Origin of the sequence: Pseudomonas svalbardensis, assembly GCF_030053115.1 — a bacterium.
In the GTDB taxonomy this organism is placed as follows: Bacteria; Pseudomonadota; Gammaproteobacteria; order Pseudomonadales; family Pseudomonadaceae; genus Aquipseudomonas; species Aquipseudomonas svalbardensis.
This window is the reverse complement of record NZ_CP125619.1, coordinates 5,974,248-5,991,146: the sequence shown is the minus strand read 5'-3', so window position 1 is coordinate 5,991,146 and position 16,899 is coordinate 5,974,248. Positions and strand designations below refer to the sequence as shown.

Genomic DNA, 16,899 nt, shown 5'->3' with positions numbered 1-16,899 from the left:
TTGAGCGAACTGCACTCTTTTTTTCTGGGAGTTTCGTAAATGGCAGTTGCCTCCGGCGCCTATAAGAAAGCCCTCGAGGGCGACCAATCACCTAAACAGGTGTTGGTCAAAATCGACCGGGTCACGAAGAAGTTCGACGAGACGATTGCCGTGGACGATGTGTCCCTGGAAATCAAGAAAGGCGAGATTTTCGCCCTGCTCGGCGGTTCGGGATCGGGCAAATCCACGTTGCTGCGCATGCTCGCAGGCTTCGAACGGCCCACGGAGGGGCGCATTTTCCTCGATGGCGTAGACATCACCGACATGCCGCCGTACGAGCGGCCGATCAACATGATGTTCCAGTCCTACGCCTTGTTCCCGCACATGACCGTGGCGCAGAACATCGCGTTCGGCCTCAAGCAGGACAAGCTTCCCGCCGCTGAAGTCGATGCGCGCGTGGCCGACATGCTCAAGCTGGTACAGATGAGCCAGTACGCCAAGCGCAAGCCGCATCAGTTGTCCGGTGGCCAGCGTCAGCGTGTGGCCCTGGCGCGTTCTTTGGCCAAGCGACCGAAGCTGTTGCTGCTCGACGAACCGATGGGTGCTCTGGACAAGAAGCTGCGTTCGCAAATGCAGCTTGAGCTTGTCGAGATCATCGAGCGGGTCGGCGTAACCTGCGTCATGGTGACCCACGACCAGGAAGAAGCCATGACCATGGCCGAGCGCATCGCGATCATGCACTTGGGCTGGATCGCCCAGATCGGCAGCCCGATCGACATCTACGAAACCCCGACCAGCCGTCTGGTCTGCGAGTTCATCGGCAACGTCAACATCTTCGACGGTGAAGTGATCGACGACGCCGAAGGTCACGCGACCATTACCTGCAAGGACCTGGACCGCCAGATTTACGTGGGCCACGGCATCAGCACGTCGGTGCAGGACAAATCCGTGACCTACGCGATCCGTCCGGAAAAACTGCTGGTGACGCCGACCATGCCGACCTGCGAATACAACTGGTCTAGCGGCAAGGTGCACGACATCGCCTACCTCGGTGGCCACTCGGTGTTCTACGTCGAACTGCCGAGCGGCAAGATCGTCCAGTCTTTCGTCGCCAACGCCGAGCGCCGTGGCCAGCGCCCAACCTGGGGTGACCAGGTTTACGTGTATTGGGAAGACGACAGCGGCGTGGTACTTCGCTCATGAACATGCGCAAATTCAAACGCCGCCTCAATCGAATAATTCCCGGCGGCCGTCAGCTGGTCATCGGGGTTCCGTTCATTTGGCTGTTCATGTTCTTCATGTTGCCGTTCTTCATTGTTCTGAAGATCAGCTTCGCCGAAGCCGACGTGGCCATTCCGCCGTACACCGAGATCTATAGCTTCGTCGAGCAGAAGCTGCAGGTGCTGCTCAACCTCGGCAACTACGCGATGCTCGCCGGTGACGAGTTGTACATCGCCGCGTACCTCGGTTCGTTGAAGATGGCGCTGATCAGCACCATCCTCTGTTTGCTGATCGGTTACCCGATGGCCTACGCCATTGCCAGCGCCCGTAAAGAGATGCAGACGGTGCTGGTGCTGCTGATCATGATGCCGACCTGGACCGCGATCCTGATCCGCGTGTATGCGTGGATGGGCATCCTCAGCAACAACGGTTTGCTCAACGGTTTCCTGATGACCATGGGCTGGATCGACGAACCGCTGCAGATCCTCAACACCAACCTCGCCGTGTATATCGGCGTGGTGTATTCGTACCTGCCGTTCATGATCCTGCCGCTCTATGCCAACCTGGTGAAGCACGACAACAGTTTGCTGGAAGCCGCGTCCGATCTGGGTTCGAGCACCTTCAACAGCTTCTGGAAGATCACCATTCCGCTGTCCAAGAACGGCATCGTCGCCGGTTGCATGCTGGTGTTCATTCCGGTGGTGGGCGAGTTCGTGATCCCGGAACTGCTCGGCGGTCCGGAAACCCTCATGATCGGTAAAGTGCTCTGGCAAGAGTTCTTCAACAACCGTGACTGGCCGGTGGCCTCTGCCCTGGCAGTGGTGATGTTGTTGATCCTGATTGTGCCGATCATCCTGTTCAACCGTAGTCAGGCCAAAGAAATGGAGGGCAAGGAATGAAGCGCTTCCGTTTTTCGAGTTTCATGCTGGTAGCGGGTTTGCTGTTCATCTACGCGCCGATGCTGATCCTGGTGATCTACTCGTTCAACGCCTCGAAACTGGTGACGGTGTGGGGCGGTTGGTCGATCAAGTGGTACGTCGGGTTGATGGACAACACCCAGTTGATGGGGTCGGTGGTGCGCTCGCTGGAAATCGCTTGCTACACGGCGGTGGCGGCGGTGGCGCTGGGTACGTTGGCGGCATTCGTGCTGACCCGTATCACCCACTTCAAGGGTCGCACGCTGTTCGGTGGCCTGGTCACCGCGCCGCTGGTGATGCCTGAAGTAATCACCGGTCTGTCGCTGTTGCTGCTGTTCGTCGCCATGGCGCAGATGATTGGCTGGCCGCAGGAACGCGGCCTCGTCACCATCTGGATCGCCCACACGACCTTCTGTTCAGCCTATGTGGCGGTGGTGGTATCGGCGCGTTTGCGCGAGCTTGACCTGTCCATCGAAGAGGCGGCCATGGACCTCGGTGCGAAGCCGTGGAAGGTGTTCTTCCTGATCACCATTCCGATGATCGCGCCATCCCTGGGGGCCGGTGGCATGATGTCCTTCGCCCTGTCGCTGGATGACCTGGTGTTGGCGAGCTTCGTATCGGGTCCGGGTTCCACGACCCTGCCGATGGAAGTGTTCTCGGCGGTGCGTCTGGGCGTGAAACCCGAGATCAACGCCGTGGCCAGCCTGATTCTGCTGGCGGTATCGCTGATGACCTTCCTGGTCTGGTTCTTCAGCCGCCGTGCCGAAGAAGCGCGCAAGCGTGCAATCCAGCAGGCGATCGAAGAAAGCGCAGCCGACTCCTGGAAACAACCGGACGTACGTCGCGCCCAGCAGGCGCCGGAAGCTGCTTGAGCTTGATGTTGGGTTGACCACATTTGTGTGGCCAACCCAAATCCATTGTGGGAGCTGCGGTGCGACGATTCGACTTGCTCGCGAAGACGGACTGACATTCAACATCCATGTTGACTGACACACCGCTTTCGCGAGCAAGTCGAATCGTCGCACCGCCGCTCCCACATTGGTTTATGCCACCCAAGGCGACTTGCGGATGATCTCGACGAAGTTCATCGGTTTGAAGCCAGGCTCGCTGTCGACCAGCACATCCGCGTTTACGGTGCCAAAAGTGGTGTCCGGCTTGTGTTTGAAGCCATTGGCGAACGCACACAGGATGCACTCCTTGAACCCTTCGCCACGTGGGTGGGCATGCACCACTTCTTCGCGTTGCGCGCTGGGGAACGCTGCGTAATCGATGCCCAGCACATCCATTTCAACGCCGGCAGTGACTAACGCTACGTTAGGCCGCAGGTGTTGCGGCACACGCGCTGGCGGGGATTTTGATACCGGCGATGGTGCTGCTCATGGTGCTGTCCTCATGGGGAACGCCGTGGCGGCGCTGATGGGGGCAGTCTGTCCGCGCCCCCGAAACCGGACAATCGATCCATAGCTGCGATCCCGGCCAATGAGCATGCATATCGCGCCAACTCGCTTGTTGGTCGCGGATTGACTAGGGTTGAACCAGATATCCGGGATGCACGCATACCCTGTAGCAGCTGCCGAGCCCGCGAGGCCGCGTCCGGCTGCGAAGCAGTCGTGAAATAAGACACTGCGGTCTTTCAGGTGAATCGCGTGCGTAGGGTTTAAGACTGCTGCGCAGCCGGACGCAGCCTCGCGGGCTCGGCAGCTGCTACAGATCGTGTGATGGCCGACTTTCATTTCAATACCTGGAAGGCGAATCTTGCCATGAGTAAAACCGTTGCCATCGTGGTCTTCGCCGGCGTCCAGTCTCTGGACGTCACCGGCCCCATGGATGTGTTTTGCGAAGCCAATCGTTTCCTTGAGCCGGCAGATCACTATCGACTGGAGGTGATTGGCGTCGAGCGCGGGGTGATGGCGTGTTCCAACGGTTTGTCACTCAATGCCCATAGGCATTTCAGCGAAGCGCTGAAGCCTTACGACTTGCTGCTGGTGGCCGGTGGCCGGTGGCCGGTGGGCCGCGGTTGCCGTTCATGGATTTTGGTGCGGCCTTCGATGCCTGGCTGCGCGATGCCTGCACACGGGCGCAACGCTTTGGCTCGATCTGCAACGGCGCGTTCATGCTCGCCCGGGCCGGATTGCTGGACGGGCGAACGGTGACCACCCACTGGGGCGACGCCGCGGCGCTGGCGCAGTTGTGCCCGTCGACTCAGGTCGAGGCGGATCGTCTTTACGTGGAGGACGGCGAGCTCTACACCTCGGCGGGTGTCACGGCCGGGATTGATCTGTCGCTGTACTTGCTGGCCAGGGATCACGGGCCGGAAGTCGCATTGAGTGTGGCAAAACGATTGGTGGTGTTCACTCAGCGCTCGGGCGGGCAGTCACAGTTCAGCCCATTCCTCACGCCACATGCCGAACCCACTTCTGCCGTGGCGTTGGTGCAGCTCTACGTGTTGGCCAACCTGACGGGCGACCTGACAATTGCCGACCTGGCCAACGCCGCCACCATGAGCGCCCGCAACTTTTCCCGGGTGTTTGCCAAAGAGGCGAAAGTCACCCCGGCGGAATTCGTTGAACGGGCCAGAGTGGATGCGGCGCGGGTGCTGCTCGAAAGCACCCAGTCGCCGCTGAAGACCGTGGCTTATCAGTGCGGATTTCGCGATGCCCAGCACATGCGCAGTGTGTTCAACCGCAGGCTGGGGGTGACGCCGCAGCAGTTCAGGCTGAACTTTGCGGCGATGGTTTGAGCAGGCATTGTTGTTGCCTGTGATGGCCTCTTCGCGAGCAAGCCCGCACACATTGGAATGCATTCTCCTGTGGGAGCGGGCTTGCCTGCGAAGGCGTCAGCCCGGCCAACAAAAATCTACTGCGCAGCCCGTGCCGGCAACAGCTTCAACGTGCTCCGCGTATTGGCCGTAACCTCTTCTTCATTGAGATGCGCCTGGTAGTAGATCCCTTCGATATACGCCTCAGCCTGGTCGTCATAGTGGCTGTCGAACGGTACGCCACTCTGGCCAACCGGGTTGACGGTCAGGCTGTGGGTCGGGTCGGCGAAGTCGATCAGGCGGCGGGTCGACGGACCATAAGTCACTGGCCATGGCGCCGGACCGATTTTCGCCGAAAGGTTGTTCGGCACTTCGTGAGTGCCTGGCGCCGCGAACGGGCCGACATTGAAGAGACGATCCAGCGGCTTTTGCTGTCCCAGCGGATGGCCATGGGTCAGCGTGTGCGCCTTGCCCCACTGCCATTGCGCGAAATCGCCGCCGAGGGTGGTTTTGAGATGAGCAATGCTCGCCTGCCACGCAACCTTGACCGTATCGGCGCGGGTTTCCTTGCCGAGGGTGTTGCGGTTGTCCCACCACGGCGAATCGGCAGTCGCGGCCAGGCGAGGCAGTGCGGAATCAATCACCCGGGTCGACAGCAAAGTCTCGAAGAAGTCATTGCCCAGTTCATCTCGCATCGTTGCGTCAGCCAGGTTGAACAGGAACTGGTTGAACAGCGTGGCGCTGGTGGAGTCGAGCGGGTAGTCGCCTTTCCATTGGGCCAGTTGCTCAACCAGTTTGAGTTCGGCGGGATCGCTCACCCCTTCACGCAGTACGGGCAACAACGGCGCCAGCAAGCGCGGGCCGTAGGCGGTGGTGGTGCCCAGTTGCAGCTTCTGGCTGGCGTCCAGATCCCACTTGATGGTTTTGTCGCTGAGCTGACGATTGAGCTGCTGACCTCGATCGGCCAGGTTGTAGTAACCGGGAATCTCCATGCCGGTCGGCGACACCGGCTGGAAGTTGGCCGAGACGATGTAACCGCGTGCCGGGTTCTCTTCCTGTGGGTTGGCGCTGAACGGGTAAAAACCTTCCTTATCCGCGTCGGCGGTGCTGCCATCGAGGATGAACCCCGGATGCACACCCGCCGGACGTTTTGGCAGTTGCGCCGCTGCCCACCAGCCGATGTCGCCCTTGGCGTTGGCCCAGACGATGTTCAGGCCCGGCGCCTGAACCTTTGCGGAGGCACTGCGCGCCTTGGCCAGGGTGTCGGCGCGGTTGAGCTGATAGAAGCCCTCAAGGATCGGATTCTGGCTTTCGAGAAAACCCCACCACATGGCGATCGGCGTTTTGCCGACGCCGCTGCCCAACGCATCGTTGACGATCGGGCCGTGGGGCGACTGGCGCAGCACCAGTGTTACCGGTGCCTGGCCCTTGACCGCGATCTGCTGTTCGCTGGTCACCATGTCCACCCACTTGCCGCGATACCAGACCTGATTGGGGTTGTCCGGGTTGACCTTTTCGGCGATCAGATCGAGGTCGTCGTTCTGGAACATGGTGATGCTCCAGCCGAAGTCGCGGTTCATCCCGAGAGAGGCGAACGGCATCAATGCCTGATAGTGGCCGTAGAGCTCGAAACCCGGCGCCGAGAGGTGCGCTTCGTACCACACCGACGGCGCGGAAAAGCGGATATGCGGGTCGCCGGCCAACAGCGGTTTGCCGCTTTTGGTTCGGCCTCCAGAGACGACCCAGGCGTTGCTGCCCTCGAACTGCGGCAAACCGTTGTCGGCGAGTGCGTGTTCGCTAAGGCGGGCGAGGGTATTGAGGTCTTTCCAGTCGGTGCTGGCGAGGGGCAGCGTGCTGCCGTTGAGCACACCTTTGGGCTGCCAGTCGAGATCGAAGACGTTCAGGTAGTTGGCGCCCAACTGATCGCGCACGTAGGTCAGCAACGGTTCGGTGCGAAACGCTGCGGCAAAACTGTAGGCCATGTAGCCGGCGATGCTGATGGTGTCCTGAGCAGTGAACGGGCGTTTGGGGATGCCCAGAACATCATACTCTGCGGGTTTTGGATGGCTGTCCTGATACTGGTTAATGCCGTCCAGATAGGCTTGCATGGCGATAAAGGTCGGCGACTGTTGGTCCAGATTCGCCAGGTAGGTTTCGGCGCGTTCACGAATGCGCAGACTGCGCATCAGCTTGTCAGTGTCGAGCAGTTTCGGGCCCAGGACCTCGGCCAGCTCGCCGCGGGCGAGGCGGCGCAGGACTTCCATCTGAAACAGCCGGTCCTGGGCGTGCACGTACCCGAGGGCGCGGTACAGGTCGGTTTCGTTCTCGGCGCGGATGTGCGGGATGCCGCGCTCGTCGTAGCGCACGGTGACCGAACCTTGCAGGTGTTGCAGCTCCACCATGCCCTGGCGTGTCGGCTGCTTGCTGTAGACGTACCCGCCGGCACCTGCGGCGAGTGCGACAATCAGCAGGGCGAGAACGGTCAGGCTACGTTTCATGGTGGTTCCTTGTTGTTATGAGTGGCAGCAGATCCCTGGCGGCACTGTTTTAACACGGCTTGGCGATAAGGCCATCGCACTTAGGAGGTATTCGCGTCTCCTGTCAGCCTTACTTCGTTGTGTCGACGGGCCACGGGCAGTAACAACCCACCGCCAGTGTGTGCGTGGCATTCACCGCGCGCCCTTCGTTCAACGCTTGCAGGATCGGCTCGATAAAGCTGTTGTTCGAATTGCAGGTCAGGCCTTCGCTGTACGGGCCGAAATACGCCAGTTTGCCGCTGCGATCCCAGATCGCCACGGCCGGGCTGGCGGGGATCTGTTCGGAGCCTGGGAGGACGGCGATGCTTTTCAGGCTGCTTAAGGTGCTCGGCAACTGGCCGTGGCTGCCAGGCTTTTGTACCGCATAAAACTCCACGCCTTGCGGTACATAGTGCTCAACCAGTTCGCTCAGGTGTTGTTGGTTACCGACGTTGCACGGGCAGGCCGGGTCCCAGAAGTGCACGAGGCGGATGGCGCCGGGGCCGGCGAGATGGTCGGGCAGGCGCAGCGGGTCACCGGAGAACACCGCGGTATGCTCGCTGAATGCTCGCAGGTAGCGGCCCTGAAACCAGTCGTAGGCAGTCCACAGCACGCCGGCACACACGAGGGCGAGCAGGCTGGCAAGCAGTGTGGCGCGGAAGGGCGAGCGCATGGATTTCAGTCCTCGAAGGTGCGCTAGCTTGCCATGCTTGTCCCAACAGATGAGTATCGCAGGCCCATAAAGTCCGTTTGCGTTCTGGAATTGCTCATGTCTGCCACTTTCGACTCCGATCATCTGCGTGCCAGCCTGCGGCCGCTGGCCGACTGGCAGCCGCTGTCGGTGGAAGCGCTGGCTTACCAGCGCTTCTACGGGCTGGATTTTGCGGGGCGTAACGTGCGCAGTGGCCTTGGACGTTTCGCGGTCGATGGTTATGAAGTGGTCAGCCAGGTCTGGTGGCCCGAGCGGGCGAAGGCGACGCTGTTTTTGTTCCACGGTTTTTACGATCACGCCGGGCTTTACCGGCATGTGATCGAATGGGCGCTGGATCAGGATTTTGCGGTGATTGCCTGCGACTTACCGGGGCATGGGCTGTCCAGTGGTGAACGGGCCAGCATCAAGGATTTCACCGAGTATCAGGACACGCTGCAAGGGTTGTTCACCGAAGCACAATCCCTCGATCTGCCGCAGCCGTGGCACCTGTGCGGGCAAAGCACCGGCGGCGCGATCGTGATCGATCATGTACTCAATCAGGGCGCCAGCAGTCCGGCCCAGGGCCAGGTCATCCTGCTGTCGCCGCTGGTCAGACCGCGGGCCTGGGGCTGGTCGCAACTCAGCTATTACCTGCTCAAGCCTTTCGTCAAAGCCATCGCCCGGCGCTTCAGCGAGAACTCCAACGACCCGGATTTTTTGCCCTTCCTGCAAGCCGATCCATTGCAGCCGCTACGTTTGCCGACCGCTTGGGTCGGTGCATTGGCGCGTTGGATCAAACGCATCGAAGCCGCACCGGACAGCACGCGGCGGCCGCTGATTGTTCAGGGGCAGGCGGACATGACCGTGGATTGGGAACATAACCTTGAGGTGTTGCGGGGCAAGTTCGATCGACCGCAGGTGCTGATGTTGCCTGAGGCGCGGCATCACCTGGCGAATGAGACGCTGGCGTTGCGGCGGGAGTATTTCGGGTTTTTGAGCAAGCGGATGAAGGGTCGGAATCTTTAGCGGTAGTTCGGGCCTCTTCGCGAGCAGGCTCGCTCCCACATTGGAATGCATACTCCTGTGGGAGCGAGCCTGCTCGCGAAAGCGATCCTACAGGCGCCGAATATTACTGGCGAAGACTTGAAGTATCCTGCCCCACCGCCAGCCCCGCGCGAATCGCCGCCAATGCTGCCTGGTAATAAGCCTTGCCCTCGGTGGACTCGGCGAAGGTCGCGAACTCTTCCAGTTCTTCATCCGACAGGTCGCGATAGACATACAACAGCGTGTTGTTCAGGTCGTTGCCGATCTGGTCCATCAAGCGCTGACGCTGACCGTTCAACATGCCTTGAGCCTGACCACCGCCGAGCAGGCCGGGGATCATCGAACTGAGGCTATCAGCCGCGACGCCGGCAATCGCCAGGCTGACTTCCGCGCCAGCCTCGCGAACGGGTAAGGCCTGGGCCAGATGGCCGATGATCAGCATGCGGCTGTCGCTGGCCTGGATCTTGGGCAAACCCTTGGCGTTTTTTGCCAACTGATCGCGACGGGTAGCGAGCAATTCGGCGGCCACGATTTTCTTGCCCAAGGGTGATTGAAAGAATGTCAGCGCAGGTTTCGGATCGGCGAGGGTCTTGCGCAATTGCGCTTCGGCGCGCTGGTCCACGGCCTGGGGGTCAAAGCGCTGATTACTGTTGTTCACCAGCGCCTGGAACACTGCCGGCGGCAGGCTGTTCTGGTACCGCTGCTGAGCGGCCGAGAGAGCGTCGTTGAAATGCGCGCGTTGTTCTGGCCAGCCGGCGACCTTGTACAACTGGTCGTGGCCGTCTGCCCAAGCAGGCATAACGCAGAACATCAGCATTGAGAAAAGCAAACGGCGCATAGGGACTCCTGTCAGCAGGCGACTATTCTCCGTGTGGCATTCGTCCTTGTCGAGAATTCGTATCAAGCCGCTGCGCGGCTCTGTCGGATTTTCAGGCACAGGAATACTATGCGCGGCATGCCAATACCCTCTGATCACCCGCTGCTGTTACGTATCGTCGACGACCTGGCTGAACATGGCTGGTCGCAGCAGAATATTTTCCTTCCTCTGGGTCTGACCCGGGAACTGTCGGCTGAGTGCCGTAAACGTGCTGCCGAGGGCGAACTGGCCCCGGCCGCCGTGGGGCGCGGGTCGACATCCGAGATTCGCGAGGGGATTCGCGGCGACCATATCCAGTGGATCGAGCCCGGCCAGGCGTTGGCGTGCGATAGCTATCTGGAGTTGATGGACAGCCTGCGCGAGGCGATGAATCGCGGTTTGTTTCTGGGCCTGGAAGATTTCGAAAGCCATTTCGCGCTGTACCCGCCCGGCGCGTTCTACCTCAAGCATGTCGACCGCTTTCGCGACGACGACCGGCGCATGGTGTCGGCGGTGGTCTATCTCAATGACGCCTGGCTGCCCGAGCACGGCGGCCAGTTGCGTATGTACCTGGGTGAAGGCGTCGAGCACGATGTAGTGCCTACCGGCGGATGCCTGGTGGTGTTTCTGTCGGGTGAAGTGCCCCACGAAGTCCTGCCCGCGACCCGCGATCGCCTGTCGTTGACCGGCTGGTTCCGGCGTCGTGGCAACGAGCCGTTCTGATCATGCAAAAAATTCTGGTTAGCCGCTGTCTGCTGGGCCACCTCGTACGTTATGACGGCGGGGCGAGTGGGCCGTTCGATCCGCTTCAACAGTGGCTTGATGAAGGTCGGGTGGTGCCGTTGTGTCCGGAGGTTGCTGGTGGGTTGACGACGCCGAGAGCGGCGGCGGAAATTCCGGGTGGGCAGGGTGCTGAAGTGCTTGATGGCCACGGCTCAGTGATCACCACCGAGGGCGAGGACGTCAGCGCCGAGTTTCTCTCGGGGGCTTATCAGGCGTTGGAACTGGTGCAAAAGCACGGCATCCGCATTGCCGTGCTCAAGGCCAACAGCCCGTCTTGCGGGAATCTGTTGACCTATGACGGGACGTTCAGTGGTGTGAAGGTGAGTGGTGAAGGCGTGACTGCCGCATTGCTCAAGCGCCATGGGGTTCAGGTCTTCAGTGAGCTGGAGTTGGTTGAAGCTGCGGTGGCTTTGAATAATCTGAACTGATTCAAGAGCCACCCCTCACCCCAGCCCTCCCGAAACGTCGGACCGCCCCAATGGGGAGAGGGGAAAGGGAGCCGATCGGGTAATGCCGATCAGTTAAGCCCTCTTGCTTGACCTTTGGCCGCAAGAAATCAAAATCCGATGCCTGTACTGGCATCGGATTTTTTTATGCGTCTCGCTCGGGCCCTGGAACTGACCCACAATATCGCCTCCACCCCTAACTCAATCGAGGGACTGGATTCTTTACTCGATCCATCTTTGGTCGAGCAGGCACTTGAACAGGCCGGCGTGGCGACCCTGCGCAAGCGGCGTTTGCCACTGGAAATGATGCTCTGGTGCGTGATCTCCATGGCCTTCTTTCGCCGCATGTCGGCGTGGGATGTGGTCAGCCGCATGAACATCATGCTGCCGGGCCAACGTCCATTGGTGGCACCCAGCGCTGTGGTTCAAGCCCGTCAGAGATTGGGCTGCGAGGCTGTACGACAAGTCTTCCATCTGACTCAGAAAAGTTGGCATGAGGCCGTGGATCACCCAACTTGGGCAGGCTTGCGTTTGCTGGGGGTCGACGGTGTCGTATGGCGAACGCCCGATACACCCGAAAATCGGGCGCGCTACGATTCCGCCAGCAACCAGCATGGCGACACCGGTTTCCCCCAGGTGCGCATGGTCTGCCAAATGGAGTTGACCAGCCACATGCTGATCGGCAGCGCGTTGGATGGCTATCGCAGCAACGAAATGAAACTGGCGGAGCAACTGATCGAAACCACGCCCGATCACTCGCTGACGCTGTTCGATCGCGGTTTTTACTCCTTGGGTTTGCTGCATCAGTGGCAGCAAGCAGGCATCGAGCGGCATTGGCTGATGCCTCTGCGCAAAGGTGCGCAGTACGAAGTGATTCAGCGCTTGGGGCGCCAGGACGCTGTGGTCTCGTTGAGCACTTCGCCGCAGGCCCGCACGCAATGGCCGGGGCTGCCGGAGCGCCTGACCGCGCGATTGCTGAGCAAAACCGTCAAGGGCAAGGTTTGTCAGATCCTGACGTCGATGGCCGATCCGCTACGCTTCCCGTCCGACGAAATCGTCGACCTGTACAGCCAGCGATGGGAGATCGAATTAGGGTTTCGCGAGATGAAACAGACGCTGCTCAACAGCAGCTATACATTGCGTAGCAAGACGCCCGAGATGATCGAGCAGGAACTGTGGGGTGTGTTGCTGGGCTACAACCTGCTGCGCTACCAGATGGTGGAAATGAGCCGCCACTGTCCAGGTATTTACCCGTGCGAAATGAGCTTTGCCGCGTGTACTTGGGCAATTTTAGGGTTTATCAACAGCGTTTCGGCCGACCGTTCCGGGAACATCCCCAAATATCTGGCCGAGCTGCACGCCTCTGCCCCGCATTATGTTCTGCCGCATCGACGGGAAGAGCGCATTTATCCCCGCGCCATAAGGCTCAAATCACCGAAATATCCGATCAGAAAGAAAAATGCCAGTCAGCTTAACTGACTGGCATTAGCCGATCGGGGGCTTTTCAAATCTTGAGTTCGACTCGGTTTCTCAGGTCGATGTAGCTCTAAGAACACCTCGGTCAGTCCCCTCGCCCCCTGGGGAGAGGGTTAGGGTGAGGGGCTGGATCTAAAGAGCGACAAAATTCTTAAGGCTTGGGCGCCACACTCGTATCCACCCCCAACCACTTCTGTTCCAGTGCCTCCAATCGCCCATCCGCCTTGATCCGCTGTAGCGCGTTCTCCAGGCTGGCATGAAACGCCGGGTTACCTTTCTGAAACGGAATCGCCAGGCTAACCGGCGAGCTGTCTTTTGGCTTTTCTTCAGTCAGCGACTGCACCAACAGGATTGAGCGTGGCTCTTCCTTCTGCGCGATCAATTGCGCGTTGGTGTGAATGTAAGGTTCGCTGAAGTCGAAACGATCCTCGAGGTCCGGGGTCACTGCTATGTGGTTGATGGCGACGTCGTACTTGCCGGTTTCAACACCTTGCAACAGATCGTTGGAATCGGTAACGACGAAGTCGGCCCGCACATCCAGTTCGTTGGCCAGCATTTGCCCCAATTCGACTTCGAACCCGGTGAGTTTGCCGTCTTCCTTGAAATTGAAGGGCGGTGTATTAGCCTCAAGGGCAATACGCAATTCGCCTCGGTCGTTTACATCGTCAATCAGCTCGGCATGAGCCAAAGGGCTCAGAAGGGGTAGCAGGCAGATCAGGCCAGGCAAAAAACGCATGGTCACTCCTTTGAATTCATTATCGCGATGCTCTGATTCAGGCTCGCTTTGCTATGGTTGTCGAGTGCCTTCGACAACGATTGGCCGTGAAGTTGTCATGGCCACACGGATTTTACGAAAAAACTGGAGAAGAGAATGAAAACCTTTATGTCACGAGCAGCATTGGCTGGCCTGTTGATGGGTGCTTCGATGCTGGCAACGGCTGGTACACCGGCTCCCAAAGGTGCAGAAGTGTCCATCGTTTCTCCTGCGGACGGAGCCACGGTTCCGCAAACCGTCGTCGTCAAGTTCGCTGTCGAGAATATTGCGCTGGCGCCAGCGGGCGATGTCACCAAGAACACCGGCCATCACCACTTGCTGATCGATGTCGATCAACTGCCAGCCGCCGGTGCGCCGATCCCCAACGATGCCAATCACCTGCATTTCGGCAAGGCGCAGACCCAGGCTGAAGTAAAGCTGACGCCGGGCAAACACACCTTGCAGCTGGAACTGGGCGATAGCGGCCACATGCCGTTCGATCCGCCAATCGTTTCGAAGAAAATCACCGTGAATGTGAAGTAACTTTTCCACAGGCATGAAAAAGGGAGACCCGAGGGTCTCCCTTTTTTGTCGCTCAAGTCACTATCAGAACAACACGCGGCAACGAATGGTGCCGTTGATGTGCTGCAGCTTCTCTTGCGCCATTTCCGAGTACTCGGCGTCGACGTCGATCACGACGTAGCCGACTTTCTCGTTGGTCTGCAGGAACTGACCGGAAATGTTGATACCGTTTTCGGCGAAGACCTTGTTGATCTCGCTCATCACACCCGGAATGTTCTCGTGGATGTGCAGCAGACGGTGCTTGCCAGGGTGAGCCGGCAGGGCCACTTCCGGGAAGTTCACCGACGATACCGACGTACCGTTGTCGCTGTACTTGACCAGTTTTTCTGCCACTTCCAGACCGATGTTGGCTTGCGCTTCAGCGGTGGAACCGCCGATGTGCGGGGTCAGGATCACGTTGTCCAGGCCACGCAGCGGGCTTTCGAACTCTTCGTCGTTGGAACGAGGCTCCACCGGGAATACGTCGATGGCCGCGCCGATCAGGTGCTTGTCCTTGATCGCGTCCGCCAGCGCTTGCAGTTCAACTACAGTGCCGCGAGCCGCGTTGATCAGAATGCCGCCCTTCTTGATCGCACGGATTTCTTTCTCGCCGATCATCCACTGGGTCGCAGCGGTTTCCGGAACGTGCAGGGTGACGATGTCGGACATGCCCAGCAGCTCGGTCAGGTTACCGACCTGAGTGGCGTTGCCCAATGGCAGCTTGGTCACGGTGTCGTAGAAGTACACCTGCATGCCCAGGCCTTCAGCCAGGACCGACAGTTGAGTACCGATCGAGCCGTAACCGACGATACCCAACTTCTTGCCACGGATTTCGAAGGAGTTGGCTGCGCTCTTGATCCAGCCGCCACGGTGGCAGGAAGCGTTCTTCTCAGGGATGCCGCGCAGCAACAGGATCGCTTCGGCCAGCACCAGCTCGGCAACGGAGCGAGTGTTGGAGTACGGAGCGTTGAACACTGCGATGCCGCGTTCGCGGGCAGCATTAAGGTCAACCTGGTTGGTGCCGATGCAGAAACAGCCGACAGCGACCAGTTTCTTCGCCTGATCGAAGATCTCTTCGGTCAGTTGAGTGCGGGAGCGAATGCCGATGAAGTGCGCATCAGCGATCTTTTCCTTCAGCTGGGCTTCCGGCAGAGAACCTGTGAGGTACTCGATGCTGGTGTAGCCCGCCGACTTGAGGACGTCGACAGCCGATTGGTGGACGCCTTCGAGAAGAAGGAACTTGATCTTGCTCTTATCGAGAGAAGTCTTGCTCATCTGCGTAAACCTGTATCCCGGAGAAAAATGGCAGGAAATAGCCAGCAGACGCTGACCCGGACGGCAAGAAAGCCGTCGCCACAGAATAGCCGTTGGGCACTATCCTGCGGGGTCGGTATGCTAGCATATGCACCCCGCTAAACACTCATTCCTGCGACGTGAAGCGTTCTCAGGATGACCATGAATTGTTCGAGAGTTCTGTCGATGACCAATCCTGCCTTGATTGAAGAGCTGAAGACCCTGGTTGAGCCTGGCAAGGTGCTGACCGATGCCGACTCCCTGAATGCTTACGGTAAGGATTGGACCAAGCATTTCGCCCCGGCCCCGACTGCCATCGTGTTCCCCAAGACCACCGAGCAGGTCCAGGCCATTGTCCGTTGGGCCAATGAGCACAAAATTGCGTTGGTGCCGTCCGGCGGTCGCACCGGGCTGTCCGCCGCTGCCGTGGCCGCCAATGGCGAAGTCGTTGTGTCCTTCGACTACATGAACCAGATCCTTGACGTGAACATGACCGACCGCACCGCGGTCTGCCAGCCGGGCGTGGTCACCGAACACTTGCAGAACGTCGCCGAAGAGAAAGGCCTGTACTACCCGGTGGATTTCGCCTCGGCAGGCTCGAGCCAGATTGGCGGCAATATCGGCACCAATGCCGGCGGGATCAAAGTGATTCGTTACGGCATGACCCGTAACTGGGTCGCGGGCATGAAAGTGGTCACCGGCAAGGGCGATCTGCTGGAACTGAACAAAGACCTGATCAAGAACGCTACAGGTTACGACCTGCGTCAGCTGTTCATTGGCGCTGAAGGCACCCTCGGTTTTGTGGTCGAAGCCACCATGCGCCTGGACCGAGCCCCGAAAAACCTCACCGCCATGGTCCTCGGCACGGCCGATTTCGACTCGATCATGCCGGTGTTGCACGCGTTCCAGAGCAAGCTCGACCTGACCGCTTTCGAATTCTTCTCCGACAAAGCGTTGGCCAAGGTGATGGCCCGCGGCGACGTACCAGCGCCATTCGAAACAGATTGCCCGTTCTACGCGCTGCTGGAATTCGAAGCGACTACCGAAGAAGTGGCCAACCACGCCCTGGAAACCTTCGAGCACTGCGTCGAGCAGGGTTGGGTGCTGGACGGCGTGATGAGCCAGAGCGAAACCCAGCTGCAGAACCTCTGGAAGCTGCGCGAATACATCTCCGAGACCATCTCCCACTGGACGCCGTACAAGAACGACATTTCGGTCACTGTGTCGAAAGTCCCGGCGTTCCTGAAGGAAATCGACGCGATCGTCGGCGAACACTACCCGGATTTCGAAATCGTCTGGTTCGGCCACATCGGCGACGGCAACCTGCACTTGAACATCCTTAAGCCCGAAAACCTGAGCAAGGATGAGTTCTTCGCCAAGTGCGCGACCGTCAACAAGTGGGTGTTCGAAACCGTCGAGAAGTACAACGGTTCGATTTCCGCCGAACACGGCGTGGGCATGACCAAGCGTGATTACTTGACCTACAGCCGCTCGCCGGTTGAGATCGAGTACATGAAAGCCGTCAAAGCCGTGTTCGACCCGAACGGCATCATGAACCCGGGCAAAATTTTCGCTGTTTGACTTTTGAATTTAAGAGCTACGAA

At 59.4% G+C, this 16,899-nt stretch carries 14 protein-coding genes and 2 pseudogenes; 10 read left to right on the top strand and 6 right to left on the bottom strand.

Annotated features, from left to right (window positions below; all coding sequences use genetic code 11):
* Nucleotides 1-39 precede the first annotated feature (39 nt).
* From QFX16_RS27750 to QFX16_RS27740, 3 genes are read left to right on the top strand one after another with little or no spacing between them, the layout of a single operon-like run.
* A complete protein-coding gene (locus QFX16_RS27750) occupies nucleotides 40-1,182 on the top strand; it encodes an ABC transporter ATP-binding protein (protein WP_157714327.1) in 1,143 nt (380 codons plus the stop codon).
* A gap of 35 nt (nucleotides 1,183-1,217) precedes the next feature.
* Nucleotides 1,218-2,099, top strand: coding sequence for an ABC transporter permease subunit (locus tag QFX16_RS27745; protein ID WP_283184647.1), 882 nt, complete (start codon nucleotides 1,218-1,220; stop codon nucleotides 2,097-2,099).
* The gene (locus tag QFX16_RS27740; RefSeq protein ID WP_283182092.1) at nucleotides 2,096-2,989 is read left to right on the top strand and encodes an ABC transporter permease subunit; all 894 of its coding nucleotides are present in this window, start codon (nucleotides 2,096-2,098) and stop codon (nucleotides 2,987-2,989) included. Before QFX16_RS27745 ends, QFX16_RS27740 begins: the two co-directional genes overlap by 4 nt.
* Nucleotides 2,990-3,160: 171 nt before the next feature.
* Here the strand turns inward: QFX16_RS27740 and QFX16_RS27735 are convergent.
* Nucleotides 3,161-3,454: pseudogene (locus QFX16_RS27735) on the bottom strand (phosphohydrolase); the annotation flags it as partial.
* Nucleotides 3,455-3,877: 423 nt separating this feature from the next.
* On the opposite strand from QFX16_RS27735, the pseudogene QFX16_RS27730 reads away from it, so the two are divergent.
* Nucleotides 3,878-4,857: pseudogene (locus QFX16_RS27730) on the top strand (GlxA family transcriptional regulator).
* A 116-nt stretch (nucleotides 4,858-4,973) separates the two neighbouring features.
* Here QFX16_RS27730 and QFX16_RS27725 read toward each other — a convergent pair.
* On the bottom strand, nucleotides 4,974-7,373 hold the full coding sequence (locus tag QFX16_RS27725) for a penicillin acylase family protein (RefSeq protein WP_283182091.1): 2,400 nt from the start codon (nucleotides 7,371-7,373) through the stop codon (nucleotides 4,974-4,976).
* 109 nt (nucleotides 7,374-7,482) lie between these two features.
* Nucleotides 7,483-8,064, bottom strand: a complete 582-nt coding sequence (locus QFX16_RS27720) for a DUF6436 domain-containing protein (RefSeq protein ID WP_283182090.1) — start codon at nucleotides 8,062-8,064, stop codon at nucleotides 7,483-7,485.
* A 96-nt stretch (nucleotides 8,065-8,160) separates the two neighbouring features.
* Between QFX16_RS27720 and bipL the strand changes: the two genes are divergently transcribed.
* Nucleotides 8,161-9,108, top strand: a complete 948-nt coding sequence (gene bipL / locus QFX16_RS27715) for a phospholipase BipL (protein WP_283182089.1) — start codon at nucleotides 8,161-8,163, stop codon at nucleotides 9,106-9,108.
* 103 nt (nucleotides 9,109-9,211) lie between these two features.
* Here the strand turns inward: bipL and QFX16_RS27710 are convergent, their stop codons facing one another.
* Nucleotides 9,212-9,964: a DUF2059 domain-containing protein gene (locus QFX16_RS27710; protein WP_283182088.1), complete on the bottom strand. Its 753-nt coding sequence runs from the start codon at nucleotides 9,962-9,964 to the stop codon at nucleotides 9,212-9,214.
* Between the two features lie 108 nt (nucleotides 9,965-10,072).
* Here QFX16_RS27710 and QFX16_RS27705 point away from each other — a divergent pair, with 108 nt between their 5' ends.
* The 3 genes from QFX16_RS27705 (at nucleotide 10,073) to QFX16_RS27695 (ending at nucleotide 12,690) form a co-directional block, all read left to right on the top strand.
* Complete coding sequence (locus tag QFX16_RS27705) at nucleotides 10,073-10,705, top strand: 2OG-Fe(II) oxygenase (RefSeq protein ID WP_283182087.1); 633 nt, start codon at nucleotides 10,073-10,075, stop codon at nucleotides 10,703-10,705.
* A 2-nt stretch (nucleotides 10,706-10,707) separates the two neighbouring features.
* Entirely contained in the window at nucleotides 10,708-11,193 is a 486-nt protein-coding gene (locus tag QFX16_RS27700) for a 2-thiouracil desulfurase family protein (RefSeq protein ID WP_283182086.1), read from the top strand.
* A 165-nt stretch (nucleotides 11,194-11,358) separates the two neighbouring features.
* Nucleotides 11,359-12,690 carry an IS4 family transposase gene (locus QFX16_RS27695; RefSeq protein ID WP_283182085.1) on the top strand — a complete coding sequence of 444 codons (1,332 nt, stop codon included), beginning with the start codon at nucleotides 11,359-11,361 and terminating at the stop codon, nucleotides 12,688-12,690.
* Nucleotides 12,691-12,838: 148 nt separating this feature from the next.
* Here QFX16_RS27695 and QFX16_RS27690 read toward each other — a convergent pair whose 3' ends face one another.
* Complete coding sequence (locus tag QFX16_RS27690; RefSeq protein WP_283182084.1) at nucleotides 12,839-13,423, bottom strand: transporter substrate-binding domain-containing protein; 585 nt, start codon at nucleotides 13,421-13,423, stop codon at nucleotides 12,839-12,841.
* Between the two features lie 135 nt (nucleotides 13,424-13,558).
* Here QFX16_RS27690 and QFX16_RS27685 point away from each other — a divergent pair, with 135 nt between their 5' ends.
* Nucleotides 13,559-13,984 carry a DUF4399 domain-containing protein gene (locus QFX16_RS27685; RefSeq protein ID WP_283182083.1) on the top strand — a complete coding sequence of 142 codons (426 nt, stop codon included), beginning with the start codon at nucleotides 13,559-13,561 and terminating at the stop codon, nucleotides 13,982-13,984.
* 63 nt (nucleotides 13,985-14,047) lie between these two features.
* Here the strand turns inward: QFX16_RS27685 and serA are convergent, their stop codons facing one another.
* Nucleotides 14,048-15,277: a phosphoglycerate dehydrogenase gene (serA, locus tag QFX16_RS27680; protein ID WP_140675198.1), complete on the bottom strand. Its 1,230-nt coding sequence runs from the start codon at nucleotides 15,275-15,277 to the stop codon at nucleotides 14,048-14,050.
* Between the two features lie 204 nt (nucleotides 15,278-15,481).
* Here serA and QFX16_RS27675 point away from each other — a divergent pair, with 204 nt between their 5' ends.
* Nucleotides 15,482-16,876 carry a D-2-hydroxyglutarate dehydrogenase gene (locus QFX16_RS27675; RefSeq protein ID WP_134420760.1) on the top strand — a complete coding sequence of 465 codons (1,395 nt, stop codon included), beginning with the start codon at nucleotides 15,482-15,484 and terminating at the stop codon, nucleotides 16,874-16,876.
* The last annotated feature ends 23 nt before the right edge of the window (nucleotides 16,877-16,899 follow it).

Excerpts from the sequence above, each read along its gene's own strand:
- QFX16_RS27750 (WP_157714327.1), top strand. The coding sequence starts at position 40 with ATGGCAGTTGCCTCCGGCGCCTATAAGAAAGCCCTCGAGGGCGACCAA.
- QFX16_RS27740 (WP_283182092.1), top strand. The coding sequence starts at position 2,096 with ATGAAGCGCTTCCGTTTTTCGAGTTTCATGCTGGTAGCGGGTTTGCTG.
- QFX16_RS27725 (WP_283182091.1), bottom strand. The coding sequence starts at position 7,373 with ATGAAACGTAGCCTGACCGTTCTCGCCCTGCTGATTGTCGCACTCGCC.
- QFX16_RS27720 (WP_283182090.1), bottom strand. The coding sequence starts at position 8,064 with ATGCGCTCGCCCTTCCGCGCCACACTGCTTGCCAGCCTGCTCGCCCTC.
- bipL (WP_283182089.1), top strand. The coding sequence starts at position 8,161 with ATGTCTGCCACTTTCGACTCCGATCATCTGCGTGCCAGCCTGCGGCCG.
- QFX16_RS27710 (WP_283182088.1), bottom strand. The coding sequence starts at position 9,964 with ATGCGCCGTTTGCTTTTCTCAATGCTGATGTTCTGCGTTATGCCTGCT.
- QFX16_RS27705 (WP_283182087.1), top strand. The coding sequence starts at position 10,073 with ATGCGCGGCATGCCAATACCCTCTGATCACCCGCTGCTGTTACGTATC.
- QFX16_RS27700 (WP_283182086.1), top strand. The coding sequence starts at position 10,708 with ATGCAAAAAATTCTGGTTAGCCGCTGTCTGCTGGGCCACCTCGTACGT.
- QFX16_RS27695 (WP_283182085.1), top strand. The coding sequence starts at position 11,359 with ATGCGTCTCGCTCGGGCCCTGGAACTGACCCACAATATCGCCTCCACC.
- QFX16_RS27690 (WP_283182084.1), bottom strand. The coding sequence starts at position 13,423 with ATGCGTTTTTTGCCTGGCCTGATCTGCCTGCTACCCCTTCTGAGCCCT.
- QFX16_RS27685 (WP_283182083.1), top strand. The coding sequence starts at position 13,559 with ATGAAAACCTTTATGTCACGAGCAGCATTGGCTGGCCTGTTGATGGGT.
- serA (WP_140675198.1), bottom strand. The coding sequence starts at position 15,277 with ATGAGCAAGACTTCTCTCGATAAGAGCAAGATCAAGTTCCTTCTTCTC.
- QFX16_RS27675 (WP_134420760.1), top strand. The coding sequence starts at position 15,482 with ATGACCAATCCTGCCTTGATTGAAGAGCTGAAGACCCTGGTTGAGCCT.